The sequence below is a fragment of the Acinetobacter sp. TR11 genome (genome assembly GCF_027105035.1).
GTDB lineage: Bacteria > Pseudomonadota > Gammaproteobacteria > Pseudomonadales > Moraxellaceae > Acinetobacter.
Genome location: NZ_CP114256.1, coordinates 2,699,564 through 2,714,058 on the forward strand (window position 1 = coordinate 2,699,564; position 14,495 = coordinate 2,714,058).

17 protein-coding genes are annotated in these 14,495 nt (G+C 39.8%); 3 read left to right on the forward strand and 14 right to left on the reverse strand.

Annotation, left to right across the window (positions count from 1 at the left end; all coding sequences use genetic code 11):
• Positions 1 to 24 precede the first annotated feature (24 nt).
• The 13 genes from hisS to O1450_RS13080 all read right to left on the reverse strand — a co-directional run bounded on the left by hisS (position 25) and on the right by O1450_RS13080 (position 11,985).
• Positions 25 to 1,317 (reverse strand): histidine--tRNA ligase, encoded by a 1,293-nt coding sequence (gene hisS, locus O1450_RS13020; protein ID WP_269228780.1) that lies wholly within the window; start codon positions 1,315 to 1,317, stop codon positions 25 to 27.
• On the reverse strand, positions 1,314 to 2,429 hold the full coding sequence (gene ispG, locus O1450_RS13025) for a flavodoxin-dependent (E)-4-hydroxy-3-methylbut-2-enyl-diphosphate synthase (protein WP_004664888.1): 1,116 nt from the start codon (positions 2,427 to 2,429) through the stop codon (positions 1,314 to 1,316). Before ispG ends, hisS begins: the two co-directional genes overlap by 4 nt.
• A gap of 22 nt (positions 2,430 to 2,451) precedes the next feature.
• A complete protein-coding gene (locus tag O1450_RS13030) occupies positions 2,452 to 3,252 on the reverse strand; it encodes a helix-turn-helix domain-containing protein (protein WP_269228781.1) in 801 nt (266 codons plus the stop codon).
• Positions 3,243 to 4,046, reverse strand: a complete 804-nt coding sequence (gene pilW, locus O1450_RS13035) for a type IV pilus biogenesis/stability protein PilW (RefSeq protein ID WP_269228782.1) — start codon at positions 4,044 to 4,046, stop codon at positions 3,243 to 3,245. The genes O1450_RS13030 and pilW overlap by 10 nt, the downstream gene beginning before the upstream one ends.
• A 17-nt stretch (positions 4,047 to 4,063) precedes the next feature.
• A complete protein-coding gene (gene rlmN, locus O1450_RS13040) occupies positions 4,064 to 5,299 on the reverse strand; it encodes a 23S rRNA (adenine(2503)-C(2))-methyltransferase RlmN (RefSeq protein WP_269228783.1) in 1,236 nt (411 codons plus the stop codon).
• A gap of 121 nt (positions 5,300 to 5,420) precedes the next feature.
• On the reverse strand, positions 5,421 to 5,852 hold the full coding sequence (ndk, locus tag O1450_RS13045; protein ID WP_003654870.1) for a nucleoside-diphosphate kinase: 432 nt from the start codon (positions 5,850 to 5,852) through the stop codon (positions 5,421 to 5,423).
• A gap of 108 nt (positions 5,853 to 5,960) precedes the next feature.
• The gene (gene iscX / locus O1450_RS13050; protein WP_004664895.1) at positions 5,961 to 6,161 is read right to left on the reverse strand and encodes a Fe-S cluster assembly protein IscX; all 201 of its coding nucleotides are present in this window, start codon (positions 6,159 to 6,161) and stop codon (positions 5,961 to 5,963) included.
• Between the two features lie 94 nt (positions 6,162 to 6,255).
• The gene (locus O1450_RS13055; RefSeq protein WP_269228784.1) at positions 6,256 to 6,807 is read right to left on the reverse strand and encodes a phosphatase PAP2 family protein; all 552 of its coding nucleotides are present in this window, start codon (positions 6,805 to 6,807) and stop codon (positions 6,256 to 6,258) included.
• Between the two features lie 24 nt (positions 6,808 to 6,831).
• Positions 6,832 to 8,148, reverse strand: coding sequence for a glycosyltransferase family 4 protein (locus O1450_RS13060; RefSeq protein WP_269228785.1), 1,317 nt, complete (start codon positions 8,146 to 8,148; stop codon positions 6,832 to 6,834).
• 126 nt (positions 8,149 to 8,274) lie between these two features.
• On the reverse strand, positions 8,275 to 9,114 hold the full coding sequence (locus O1450_RS13065) for a symmetrical bis(5'-nucleosyl)-tetraphosphatase (protein WP_269228786.1): 840 nt from the start codon (positions 9,112 to 9,114) through the stop codon (positions 8,275 to 8,277).
• A complete protein-coding gene (gene rsmA / locus O1450_RS13070; RefSeq protein WP_269228787.1) occupies positions 9,114 to 9,926 on the reverse strand; it encodes a 16S rRNA (adenine(1518)-N(6)/adenine(1519)-N(6))-dimethyltransferase RsmA in 813 nt (270 codons plus the stop codon). The genes O1450_RS13065 and rsmA overlap by 1 nt, the downstream gene beginning before the upstream one ends.
• Positions 9,927 to 9,958: 32 nt before the next feature.
• Positions 9,959 to 10,927, reverse strand: coding sequence for a 4-hydroxythreonine-4-phosphate dehydrogenase PdxA (gene pdxA, locus O1450_RS13075; RefSeq protein ID WP_269228788.1), 969 nt, complete (start codon positions 10,925 to 10,927; stop codon positions 9,959 to 9,961).
• A 428-nt stretch (positions 10,928 to 11,355) separates the two neighbouring features.
• Positions 11,356 to 11,985 (reverse strand): hypothetical protein, encoded by a 630-nt coding sequence (locus tag O1450_RS13080; protein WP_269228789.1) that lies wholly within the window; start codon positions 11,983 to 11,985, stop codon positions 11,356 to 11,358.
• Positions 11,986 to 12,248: 263 nt separating this feature from the next.
• Here O1450_RS13080 and rplM point away from each other — a divergent pair, with 263 nt between their 5' ends.
• Positions 12,249 to 12,677 (forward strand): 50S ribosomal protein L13, encoded by a 429-nt coding sequence (rplM, locus tag O1450_RS13085; protein ID WP_004664909.1) that lies wholly within the window; start codon positions 12,249 to 12,251, stop codon positions 12,675 to 12,677.
• Between the two features lie 12 nt (positions 12,678 to 12,689).
• A complete protein-coding gene (rpsI, locus tag O1450_RS13090; RefSeq protein WP_004640839.1) occupies positions 12,690 to 13,076 on the forward strand; it encodes a 30S ribosomal protein S9 in 387 nt (128 codons plus the stop codon).
• Positions 13,077 to 13,143: 67 nt separating this feature from the next.
• Here rpsI and O1450_RS13095 read toward each other — a convergent pair whose 3' ends face one another.
• Entirely contained in the window at positions 13,144 to 13,614 is a 471-nt protein-coding gene (locus O1450_RS13095; RefSeq protein ID WP_269228790.1) for a hypothetical protein, read from the reverse strand.
• A gap of 220 nt (positions 13,615 to 13,834) precedes the next feature.
• Between O1450_RS13095 and O1450_RS13100 the strand changes: the two genes are divergently transcribed.
• A complete protein-coding gene (locus O1450_RS13100) occupies positions 13,835 to 14,491 on the forward strand; it encodes a glutathione S-transferase N-terminal domain-containing protein (protein WP_269228791.1) in 657 nt (218 codons plus the stop codon).
• Positions 14,492 to 14,495 lie beyond the last annotated feature (4 nt).

Below are 14,495 nucleotides of genomic sequence, written 5' to 3' on the forward strand. Positions count from 1 at the left end.
TCCTTTCCCTAAATATTGTGCAATTTATTGTTTAAATTTTTCGATAAAAAAAGATGTCAGCTCAGTTAAAGCGACCTGCGCCTGCTCACCCGTTGCTAGCTTTTTGACCAAAAGCTGTTGTGATTCCCACTCGCGCTCACCCAAAATCACTGCATAGATTGCACCCGATTGATCAGCCTTTTTCATTTGGCTTTTCATACTGCCTTGTGAACCTGTTTTCAGACGAATTGAGCTGCTTGCTGCTTCTAACTGGTCACGGATTTGCTCTGCTAATACTAAAGCTTTAGCTTGAAATGCAGGCTCAGCCAATAAGAAAACTTCACAATCACGTACTTCTTGGGCTTGTTCAACCTGCTCAAGCAACAACAGTAAACGTTCCATACCCATTGCAAAACCAACTGCAGGTACAGATTGATCTGCTTTACCTTTCAGTTGTCCTACCAAGCCATCGTAACGACCGCCTGCACAAACCGTTCCTTGTGAACCCAACATCGTTGTCGTCCATTCAAATACAGTTTTGTTGTAGTAGTCCAAACCACGCACTAACTTCTGATTAATTACAAACTCAACGCCTGCATCAGTGAGGTACTGTTGTAACTGTTGGAAATGATTGATCGAATCTTCTTTTAAGAAATCATGCAACTTTGGTGCATTTTCTAAAATCTTTTGTGTTGATTCAATTTTAGAGTCTAAAATACGTAATGGATTAGTACTTAAACGACGTTGTGAGTCTTCATCTAATGCATCTTTGTGCTGATTTAAAAACTCAACCAAAGCAGCACGATATTCCGCACGCTCATCCGTCTCACCTAAAGTATTGAGTTCTAGACGAACATTTGCTGCTACACCCATACGTTTCCATAGGCGAGCCGTCATTAAAATGATTTCTGCATCAATATCTGGCGTTGCCACACCAAAAGTTTCAACACCAAATTGATGGAACTGGCGATAGCGACCTTTTTGTGGCTTTTCATAGCGGAACATTGGACCCACATACCAAACACGCGGTGTTGCGCCACGCAATAAGTTATGTTCCAACATCGCACGCACACATCCAGCCGTACCTTCTGGACGCAAAGTTAGCGATTCAGGCGGAGTACCTTTATCAAAAAAGGTATACATTTCCTTTTCAACGATATCGGTTGCATCACCAATGGCACGCTTAAACAAACCCGTTTGTTCAACGATCGGTAAACGGATTTGTTGATAGCCATAAGCATCCATTAAAGATGCTAATTGTTGTTCCAGACTTCTCCAAGCAGCAGTTTGTGTTGGAAGGGTGTCATTAAAACCTTTGATCGCGACAATTGAACTCATGATGAACTACGAATAATTTCTTTAGATTTAGCTTCTTCAAGCTCTTGAACACGTTGACGAACCATTGTTTCAATTTCATCAACCAACTGATTTGTGTCAATTAAATGACTTTTTTCACCATTACGATAGACCAGTGAACGTGGTGATGCGCCAACGATACCGATATCCGCCTCTTTAGCTTCACCAGGACCATTCACTTTACATCCAATCACAGATAAATCCATCGGTGTACGGATATCTTCTAGGCGCTCTTCCAAAGCCTGCATCACTTGAATCACATTAAATTCTTGACGTGAGCAGCTTGGGCAAGCAATAAAGTTAATCCCATTTGAGCGTAAGCCCAACGATTTTAAAATATCAAAACCGATTTTAATTTCATCCTCAGGTTCAGCCGCGAGCGAAATACGCATGGTATCGCCAATGCCTTCCATCAACAGTCCGCCCAAGGCAATTGCTGATTTGACTGTACCCGTACGGTAAATACCTGCTTCAGTCACACCAAGATGCAGTGGATTATCTATCTGTTGAGACAGCAAACGATAAGCATCCATGGTTAAAAACACATTGGATGCTTTAACACTGACTTTAAACTCATGGAAATCTAAACGATCTAGAATATCAATATGACGCATTGCAGATTCAAGCAAAGCTTGTCCTGTTGGCTCACCATATTTCACTTGTAAATCTTTTTCCAATGATCCTGCATTGACCCCAATACGAATCGAAATACCATGATGTTTTGCCGCAGCAACAACTTCACGTACTTTCTGATCCGAACCAATATTGCCTGGATTAATGCGCAAACAATCTGCGCCATAGTCCGCAACTGCTAAAGCAATACGATGATCAAAGTGAATATCGGCAACTAATGGTACAGAGACTCGTTTTCGAATTGCCCCAAAAGCTTCTGCTGCTTCCATTGACGGTACAGAAACACGCATGATATCCGCACCTGCATCTGCACAGCGCTGGATTTGCGCTACAGTTGCATCCACATCACAGGTTTCAGTATTGGTCATACTTTGAACACTGATCGGGGCATCACCACCGACATACACTGAACCAACACGAATTTTACGTGTCGGACGGCGTTTAATTGGATTCACAATCATCGTATAGCTCTACTCTTTGGCATTAACGAGACAAACGGAATTCTGCTTTTCCATTAACCGTATATGGAGACAAAGATATTTGCTCCTGATTCAAGGTCAAGGATACAGCTGTTGCATCATCTAAACGAATTTGGAATGGTGATTCACCGCTCAAAGTTAACGTAGATGCTTGACGACCTGTTGCCAATACTTTACCTGTTGCATCAACAATATGCACAGATGTTGGTCGACTAAAGTTCAAAACTAACTGATCGCCAGAAGTTGTGTTCGTTGCCGTTCCCATCGGTATAATTTCGACATCAGAACTTTTTGCTTTCGGCGCTTCAACTTCAGCATTATCTTTGTGGCTAGATGTCCAATTTTGTACAGCCATCACTGCCAACCAACCTAAAACTAAAACAGCAGCTAAAATAGCAATACGCTTCAACCATTTACGGTTACGTACACTTTTCGAACCAGATAGTTTACCCATGATCTTGATAGGAGAATTATTCAAGGCATGGTTTGCTTTAAGGCCAGTATCATTAACATAAATTTCATCAAAACGCTGAATAATCACACTTGCGTCTGCATGTAAATATTTTGCATAAGCTCGATAGTAACCTTTGATAAAGGTCGCCTCAGGTAATGATTTATAATCATCTTGCTCTAATGCCGTTAATGTTTTAACGGGCATATTCAATACGCTTGCAATTTCTTCAAGTTCTTTCTTTTGTGCAATACGAATTTGACGCAAATACTCACCAGGTCGTTGAATATTTCCTAACGTTGACGATGGCGAGGTTGAGCCAGTTGGCTGATGTGAATTTGGATTTATTTCCATACGGCCTCAGTACTGTACTGTAATTGCAAATAACGTTGATATTCTGGACTATCAGGAAATAATGCTCGTAATTGATTCACTAACACTTGCATTCCTAATTGATCCGCACTCGATCGAGCAATGCGTATACCAATCCAAAGTGCACGCGCACCTTGGTTTTTTTGCCCCACATTACGAACATACTGTTCGTATAGTTGCGATGCATCTCTATTATTCTGTTGCAAATAGAAAATTTCTGCCAACTCTAACATTGAAATAGTTGCGTTACGATTTGCTTGTAGCGCTTGTTTGAATGCTTTTTCAGCATTCGCAACATCGCCTAACTTTAAATAGATTCGCCCTAAGTTTTCCAACGATTGAAATCGCTGTTCATAACCTAAGGTTGCACCTGCACGGGTAAATTGCTCAATCGCTTCATTATAACGTTGCATTTGATACAAATATGTACCGTAATTATTACGAGCTTGTGCATTATCTGGTTCTGAAGAAATCGCACGCTTAAAATAAGCATCTGCTTTTTCCATATTGGACTTACTGCCTTCTTGTTGCAGTAGAATCCCCATCATCATATTGGCGTTTGCATCACGCGAATCAATATTTAAAGCTTGATCAAGAGAACGTTTAGCGGAATCCAAATCACCTGTACGAATATATTCAGCAGCCAGTTGAGAACGAACTTGCACTGCCTTTTCTGGATCTTTTTTTAATCCTGTAGCAGATTGGCAAGCAGTTAACCCTAGTACTGTAAACACAACAGTTGGCACTATAATCGTTTTTAGTCGAGTTGTATTCAACGCTATATCCCCAAGTTTTATCCTTGTGTGCGCAAAATTTCTTGTCGTTGCGCCACTTTCTTCTTCCACTGTTCCGCACGACGCGTACGGTCAGCAACCTGTCCTACCAATTGACCACATGCAGCATCGATATCATCGCCACGTGTCTGACGAATCGTACACACAAATCCAGCGTCAGACAAAGTTTTTTGGAATGCAATAATTCGATTACGACTTGAACGCCCATAAGGTGCATGTGGAAATGGATTAAATGGAATCAGATTGATTTTACTTGGCAAGTTTTTCAATAATTTTAATAACTGTTGTGCATGCTCAGGGTGATCATTTACACCCTCCAACATCACATATTCAATCGTGACATGGCGACGTGAGCTTTCATTACCATCTTTAGCTAAATAACGTTGGCACGCAGCAATAAGTTGCTGTAATGGATATTTTTTATTAATAGGAACAAGTTCATTACGAAGTTCATCATTTGGCGCATGTAACGAAATTGCCAATGCAACATCAATATCTTGTGCCAATTGGTCAATTTTCGGAACAACACCAGATGTTGATAAGGTCACACGGCGTTTAGACATACCATAGGCAAAATCATCTAGCATCAATTGCATTGAGCTGAGTACTGCATCGTAATTAAGTAAAGGTTCACCCATACCCATCATGACCACATTGGTCACGGTACGCTCACGTTCTGCAACGGGCACATCTTCCATATAGGAATAATTTGCCATCCAAAGTTGACCAATAATTTCTGCGGGAGTTAGATCACGTTGGAAACCTTGCTTTCCAGTCGAACAAAATGAACAATCCAACGCACAGCCCACTTGCGAAGAAATACATAAGGTTTTACGCGCACCTGTTTTATCTTCTGCGGGAATCAGTACCGTCTCGACTAAAGAGCCTTCCCCGTCACCAACACGGAACACCCACTTACGCGTACCATCTTTAGAATAATTACGGTGTACCACTTCAGGCGCTTTAACTTCACAAATCTTTTCTAATTTTTCACGTAACTTGCCTGAAATATTACTCATTTCAGCAAAATCAGTGACGAAAAACTGGTGTATCCACTTCATGACTTGACTCGCACGAAACTTCTTTTCGCCCAAATCTTCAAAGAATTTTTCTAGTTCAGCCCGCGACATGCCAAGTAAATTTACTTTCTTATCGGCAGCTTGAACGACAGACGTAGTTAAAGACTGTTGTTTTTCATCTAAATTTTCTGATGAAACGACCACTACAGAACTCATGTATATTTACCTAAACGATATCAGCGCTAGAAAATGCTGTGTATTTTTCACACAACTCAATCTATAAAAAATAAAAAACCAGATAAGTAGTATACCACTTATCTGGCTTGAATACTTTGGATTAACGAGTGCGTGGGCAGATCTCGTTATCAGCAAAGAAGTAAGCGATTTCACGCTCAGCAGAAGCAACTGAGTCAGAACCGTGAGCAGCATTTTCGTCGATGCTTACAGCGAAATCAGCGCGGATTGTACCTGGAGCCGCTTCTTTAGGGTTTGTAGCACCTAAGATTTCACGGTGAGCAAGAACTGCGTTTTCGCCTTCAAGAACTGAAACAACAACTGGACCAGAAGTCATGAATGCAACTAAGTCACCAAAGAAACCACGTTCTTTGTGCTCAGCATAGAAACCTTCAGCATCAGCTTGAGAAAGGTGTTTCATTTTAGTCGCAACAATTTTTAAACCCGCTTTTTCAAAACGAGCAAAAATGTCACCAATGTGGTTTTTAGAAACTGCATCTGGTTTTACGATAGATAAAGTACGTTCAATCGCCATGATTGACTCCTATTTATGGTGTAAACTAAAAAATTTGCCGCATTATACCGATGTCATCGCTAATAATCAGCTTGAATCTGTAAAAGTTCAGTGATTTCTGATGTTTTTTTAACGAACTTCATCCAACCAAGCCATTTGAATCGCTTCAAGCAAACCTTCCGTCGACTTATTTGGGTCATCATTAAAGTCTGGTAATGCACAAACCCAAGCATGTAAATCAGTAAAACGAATCCATTGAGGATCTACATCTGGGTGTGCTTCAGTAAGTTCGATTGCGATATCAATCGTATCTGTCCAACGTAAGCCCATTTGATAACCTAATTAACAGTTTGTGATTGAGCGTACTTTAACAAATCCCAATATTTAAAAAATAGTCTTCTATCATTAAAACCCATTAAATTATTTAAAGAATGATATTGAAGCTTGGTGCCAACAAAATAATACAGCTAGCAACGGATGCACCAATCACAGCACCCACGATCACATCACTTGGATAATGTAATCCTAAAATCATGCGGGACAATGCAACCAGAATCGTAAATGGCAACATCAAGATTAATAACAACGGTTGGATATAGCCTAATGTAATGGTAACCATGACTGCATGCAAAGTATGACCTGATGGAAAGCTAAAGTGGTCTAGCGGTCGCTCGCCCAGTACAATCACTTGGTGAACTTGATAAGGACGTGGTCGAGTCGTTTTATGCTTTAAAAACTTATAAATCCCCGTACCAACAGAACCTGCAACGAGCAAATATAGAATTTGCAGACCGTATGCCAAACCTTGTGCGATCCATACTGATAACAACATGGCATACCAAAATGGTCCATCACCCAAACGACTAATCGTTTTAAAAAATAAGGCAATACGTTGTGACTGGGAGAGATGATTAAGGTATACACAGCCTTTTAGGTCTAAATCGAGCATTTTTATTTTTGCATTTTGAAATTTCATACTTTTCTCCTTTCTGAGGATACTTTAGGTAGAGTTCATAAGAGGTTCCTTCGCTACCTGATAAAGTGCTTGCTCTAGTTGTTGTACAGGAAATTGCCAACTGGTCTCTTGTACAGTTTCACTTGCTAATAAACCCATTTGTCTCAGTTCTGGGAGAGCTGGCAAATGACAAATGGATTGGGTTAAATCTGCGGTCTGCCCTAGAGGACTCAACCAGCCTGTAACACCGTGTTTGACATGCTGATGTGCACATACGTAGTCATAAGCAATCACTGGTAATCCGCTAGCAATTGCTTCTAGCACTACATTTCCAAACGTATCAGCTTGACTAGCAAATGCGAAAACATCTGCACTTGCATAAGCGGCTGAAAGATTCTTACCACTTAAGCTACCAGTAAAAATAATATCTTCTGATGTCGCTAATTTACTCAAACGAATACGATCAGGCCCATCTCCAACAATTACAAATTTTGTATTTGCACCTTGCTGTCTCTGCCAAGCATGGAAAGCTTTAATTAAGACATCAATTTCTTTTTCTGGCGATAAACGCCCGACATACAACATTACACGGGTATCAGCATCCCCCCCCCATTGTTGGCGTAATTGCTGTGAACGATGTTTTGGGGAAAACTTCGCAGTATCCACACCCCGTCCAACAACAACTAAAGGACAAGTCACACCAAATCCACGTAGTGCTTGTTCCGTGTATTGACTGGGTACACACGTGACATCTGTACTGTTATGGAACCATGTTAAGTAACGTTGAATCGGTTTGACTAAAAAAGCCAAGTCAAAGAAACGGCTAAAATCTTGGAAAGCTGAATGGAATCCACTCGATACTGCGATTTTTTTTGACTTTGCAGCTTGTAGCGCTGTTAAACCTAATGGACCTTCAGTCACAATATGCACCACGTCAGGTGCGAACTGCTCAAATGCTTTAGAGACTTTAAGATATTGTGGCCAACCAAATTGAACACTTGGGTATTTTGGAATAGGCTGAGACATCACCAAGCATTCTTGTTCAGGTAAAAATTCTGTACAAATCGCTTTTTGTATAGGTCTGACCAATAGAATTTTATGTCCAAGCCGTTGTAGCCCCTGACATAATTGCATCATAGATAATGCTACACCATTAATTTCTGGTGGCCATGTTTCAGTGACGATTGCGATTCTTAAACGTGGACGAACTAAATCACGAAGTTCAGCCAATTCATTTTGTTTATTTTTAAGTTGTTTCCTTTTAAAATGAAACTTAAAACTTTCTGGAAACGGTTCTTGCTTTAATAGAGATGTCGCGTATGTACTTTGCATATCGCCATCCATTTGTGTCGTTATTTTCATGCTGTTAGCTTATAAGTATTTTTTGACACTTTAATGATCAGCACATGACAGTTTTCTGACAGTCTTAAAATAAAAAATGCCCGATTTCAATATAAAAATGGGCATTTAAAAGAGATCACAGGTTGATCAAGCCAAAGGATTATCCACTGCGAAAAGTTGTTGATCTTCTAAACGATAGGCCACCAGTTGTTGCCCCCAAACACAGCCACCATCGATATTTTGAATTTTCTGGCTAATGGTTTTACCCTGCAACGCAGCCCAATGCCCAAAGATCAGTTGATGGGTTTGGGCTGCTTGGCTTTCAAACTCAAACCAGGGCTTAAACCCTGTTGGCATCGGTGCGTCTAACGCATCTTTAAATTCAAACTCTAGCCGCCCATCAACATCCGTCAAACGCATACGTGTTAAATAGTTGGTGATACAACGTAAACGAGCTGAGCCTGTTAAATCATCCGACCACAAATCAGGTTGAGCACCATACATTTCAACCAAAAATGCATCTAAAACAGATAAATCCTCATGTCCTACCGCGTGTTGAACTTCCTGAGCAAGCGCAATAGTTTTTTCGGCATTCCAAATACACGGCACACCTGCATGAGTAATTAAGGTCTGTGCATTTGGAGTTAGGCTTAACGGCTGTTTACGCAACCAATCAATCAACTCATCGCCATCAATCGCATCGATCACGTCCTGAGTACGATCTTTGGCTTTGGCTTTCTTAAATCCACGGGCGCAAGCAATCAAGGTCAGGTCATGATTACCCAGTACAGCTGCTGCAGCGCCACGATCAGCCAGTTTTTTAATAAAGCGTAATGCACCGACCGAATTTTCGCCACGTGCAACCAAATCACCCGCAAACCATAAAAAGTCTTGGTCTGGGTCAAAACGTATTTCTTTCAATAACGCTTTCAATGCCTCGAAACAGCCTTGCACATCACCAATGACATAGTTATAGCGTTTAGACATTAAGACACCATCTGATCAGAAAGTGCGACAAAATCAGCCAAACTCAAGGTTTCTGGTCGTGCCATCGGATCAACACCAGCTTTTTCAAAACCATCTTCAGCCAACATACCTTTTAAGCTATTGCGTAAAGTTTTACGACGCTGGGTAAAAACATGTCCAACCAAGCGAGCTAATGCCTTTTCATCTTTTGCTACGATCGGTTTAACGTCATAAGGTTCCAAACGAAATACGGCTGATGTCACTTTGGGTGGCGGATTAAATGAACCTGGTGGCACTTCAAATAAGAAAGTTGGTTTACAGTAATACTGGATCATCACCGATAAACGACCATATTCTTTCGTATTGGGTACAGCCGTAATACGATCAACCACTTCCTTTTGCAACATGAAATGCATGTCTTTAACTTTGTCGCCAAACTCCAAGAGATGGAACAACAAAGGCGTAGAAATGTTATAAGGCAGATTACCAACGACACGAAGTGGATGACCGTCTTGAAATAATTGCGTGAAATCGTATTTTAATGCATCAGCTTCGATAATGGTTAGACGTTCAGGATGTGGCACACGACCTGGTAAACCTGCTGCTAAATCACGGTCAAGTTCAACCACAGTCAGAGCGTCACACTCGCCAATTAAAGGTGAAGTCAATGCGGCTAAACCCGGTCCGATTTCGACAATATTCTCGCCCGCACGCGGATTCACTGAACGTACAATTTTGGCAATCACACGTTGATCATGTAAAAAGTTTTGACCAAAACGTTTTCGAGCCTGATGCCCTTCATCTTTAGGGTTTAGGGCATTAATTTGATACATAATAATTCCAACGTGAATAATTTACCCGCCCATTACTGACGGGCTAAATCAAGTGCTAAATCCACTGCAACATGCAAACTTGATGCTTTTGCCTGTCCAGTGCCTGCAAGAGAAAGTGCTGTACCATGATCGACCGAAGTTCGAATAAATGGCAAGCCTAATGTAATGTTTACTGCTTCACCAAAGCCTTGTGATTTTAACACAGGTAAACCTTGATCGTGATACATTGCTAAAACAGCATCCGCATCTTTTAGATTTTCTGGGGTAAATAAGGTATCTGCAGGCAAACAAAGACTCATCCCTATACCTTGTGCACGATAGCTTTCTAGCACTGGATTAATCACCTCGATTTCTTCTCGACCTAAATAACCATCTTCACCTGCATGTGGATTTAAGCCACAGACTAGAATGCGTGGTTGTGCGATTTTAAATTTGCTTTTTAAGTCTTGAATCAGAATATCAATCACTTGATGCAAACGCTCTTTAGTAATCGCATCAGGTACATCCCGCAACGGTAAATGTGTGGTTGCCAACGCAACACGCAATGTTTTAGTCGCCAACATCATTACCACACGATCCACACTTGCAAACTCTTGGTAATACTCAGTATGTCCACTAAATAGAATGCCTGCATTATTAATAATCGACTTTTGCACTGGCGCTGTAGCAACCCCTACACTCCGCCCTGACAAGGCATAGTCAGCTGAACGGCGTAATTGCTCTAACACATAAGCTGCATTGGCTGAATCTAACTGACCTAGAATAACAGGTTTTGCTAAAGGCACATGCTCAACGAAAAGCTGCCCTGCTAAATTCGACTTTTTCTCGCCTTGAAATGGAATGAGTTCAACATCAATATTTAACTGTTTGGCGCGCTGTTGCAACATCTGGATATCAGCCAGAATAACGATCGGTCGCTCATCAACACGGTTTGCTAGACTTAGACAAATATCTGGTCCAATTCCAGCTGGCTCGCCAGAAGTGACATACAAAGGCAACATGACTCACCAATTCTAATTTAAGCATTACATTATAGTTTACCGAAAGTTTTTTATTTAGAAAGTTTTGCAAATGTATACCCATAAGATTGGCTAAATATCCAATAGACAAACCAACACCAATAAAAAACAATCCACTAAACATATAAGCAAAAGTTTTTGAAAAAATATGAAGTAAAATTTACAAGCTGATAAACAATAAATTTATTTTTATCAATAAATACAGCAACATAAACTATAAAAATAAAATTTAAATACGAATAAAGAAAATAAATAGGAATAACATTAGAGCGATTAGATGCCCAACATAACGCTGATGAAGCACTTGAAATAATTATTCATCAAATTCTACTCTCGCTCAGCACGCCCCTCCTACATAAGAAACAATAAACAAAGAGAATAAAATTAAAATACTGAACAATTTAAAATTTTTAAGGCTTTTTCGTTTTAGGCAAATTTTCAGGCACTAGATTAGAAGGCACAAATTCAACTTGACGAGTCCACGGGTTAATTTTTGGTTGTACCTTTTTCTCAGGTTGAACAACCGCTATCTCTTGTTTCTTTTCTACCGCAACAACCACAGCACTACTCGGCTTCTCTACAAATGGATTTGCAATCGGCTCTTTTTTGTCTATAGGTTGCGGCTGCTGTACGAGTTGTGGTTCTTTCTTCTCTGGTAATGGAGCTGTATTTACTGGATGAGAAGTATAAGGAGAAGCGATTGCACCTTGTTTTACCACAGTCTGCGATGATTGTTGATGTACTTGAGGATTTGGCTGAACCGACGAACTTGGTGATTGAGCTAAAGGATTCGTCTGATCATCAGGAATTTCAATCGCTTTCATTTCAGCAGTCACCATCATGGCGGGATCAACATGCTCGCCACGACTTTCCAAGACTTCAACTTTACGACTTTCCCCCTCTTTAGGTTGAAATTCTGAATAATTGGTCACACTCCCCTGATCGACCCATTTATATAAACGTCGTGCGTTCGCTTGTGTAGAACTAACACCTATTAATATGACAACTACAACAATTTTTGTAGAAAACGATAAATTCATCAAATTCCCCAAAAGAAGAGGTAAATACTTCTATTTATTTCAAATAATTGATTCAAAAATAATAGGTCAAATACCACCGCCTCTCAAGCCAAAAAATGTAGCTCAAAATTAACGGTTATATAGTTACAAAATCAGTCACATTGCAGCAAAATATGACATTAACAATGAATTGTTCTTGTATGGTTTTAGAAATTCATATAGAATTCGGTCTCCTTTTGTTTGGGCGATTCCTTGCTCAAACCAACTATAATAGGTAGTGGTTAATGAAAACTCTCAGCGCTAAGCCTGCTGAAGTTCAACACGACTGGTATGTTGTTGATGCTTCTGGCAAAACTTTAGGTCGCCTTGCGACTGAAATCGCTCGTCGTTTACGCGGTAAGCACAAAACTTCTTATACTCCTCACGTTGACACTGGTGACTACATCGTTGTGATCAATGCTGAACACGTTCAAGTGACTGGTAATAAATCACTTGATAAGAAATACTATCGCCATACTGGTTTCCCTGGTGGTATCCGTGAGACTAACTTTGAAAAGTTAATCGCTCACAAACCTGAAGCAGTTTTAGAAAAAGCTGTTAAAGGTATGTTACCAAAAGGTCCTCTTGGTTATGCAATGATCAAAAAAATGAAAGTGTACGCTGGTAGCGAGCATCCTCATACTGCTCAACAGCCACAAGTTTTGGACATCTAAGGGATACAGCACATGGCTACTAATTATGGTACAGGTCGCCGTAAGACCGCAACTGCACGTGTTTTCTTATCAGCTGGTACAGGCAAACTCGTAATCAACAATCGTACTTTAGAGCAATATTTCGGTCGTGAAACTGCTCGTATGGTTGTACGTCAGCCTTTAGAGCTTTTAGAAGTTACTGAAAAATTTGACCTTTACATCACTGTTAAAGGTGGTGGTATTGGTGGTCAAGCTGGCGCTATCCGTCACGGTATTACTCGTGCATTGATCGCTGCTGACGAAACTTTAAAACCTGCTCTTCGTCAAGCTGGTTTCGTTACTCGTGATGCTCGTGAAGTTGAACGTAAGAAACTTGGTTTACGTAAAGCTCGTAAACGTCCTCAATTCTCTAAACGTTAATCGTTTTACGAATTGGACAAAAAACCTCGGATTTATCCGAGGTTTTTTTATTGACCTAATCATCATATTAAATTTCTACATAAATCTCATAAACACACTTCAATTGATCATGTTGCCCAGTCTGCTCATCTATACTTTTCAATTCTTCAATATAGTATGAGATGTGAATTTCCTTTCCGACTCGATAATATTTTTTTTGCGACTTAACATTTAGATGCATCCATTCCATAAAAATCTCATTCGACCCATCGACTTTGATATCAATAACATTTGGTTTACGGCATCCATCCATATTATTGGTTGCATAAACTCTTACAATACGCCCCATAATTGTCTGTCGTGGAATCACACCCTTCTTGAGATTAGATATCCACACGTCGGAACCAAATAAACCAAAAGTGCCTTTTAAGCCCACGTCAGGAAATTCAGGATCCAATGTTAATTCTTGGGCACCTTTCACATATTCAGGATCCTGCTCAATACAGGGAATAGCTGAATACAGTTGTTTTATTGTTTTTGACATGTTTTTAATTGGCATAAAATTTATCTGAGTATAATTTTTTATCACTCAAAATTATAGATCAAAGAGATATAGTCAAACCACTTTATTATCCATACATGATTCGAAAAAAACTCGAAATAACTCATCGACTGAGTTGTATTAGTTTTATAATGATTTGACTATATCATTAAAGTCCCAGTGATTTTACTGCTCAGTTTTAGTATTCTATCCGATTGACTCAGCTCAATTTTGGTAAATGAACATCGAAAATACGCCTATTCAAGGCATTACGCTTTACAGTCATGCAGATGATTTCCGCTCACACTGGATTCGTTTCTTATTAGCAGAAAAACAAATTAAATATCAGCTCATTATCACTGATCATGAAGATGAAGATTTGGCTGATCTCAACCCTTACAATCAACTTCCTATGTTGATTGAACAAAATCTAAAACTTTTTTCAACAAATATCATTAGTGAATATCTGGATGATCGCTATCGTCAAAATAAGCTTTATGCGGATGCTCCAATGGCCAGAGCGGAGCAACGTCAATATATTTGGCGTTTTGAACAAGATTGGTTCAAGCTTGCAGATCAAATGCTTAGACATGCCGATACGCTGAACCCGCAAGAAAAACAAAAAGCCCAGAAAGAACTTAGAGATACGCTTATTTCACTTACCCCATTATTTCAACATTTTCCTTTTTTTATGTCTGAGACATTTTCAATCTTAGATTGTGTACTGGCACCAATTTTTCTCAGATTAAAAAGTATGGGAATTGAACTTCCACCGCAACATTGCCGACCTATTTTTTTATATTGTCATCGTGTTTTCAGTCGCCCATCTTTCATTAAATCAATGACAGCTCAAGAAAAAAACAGCTACAATGATTTAATTCCTATGATTAAATAAGCTT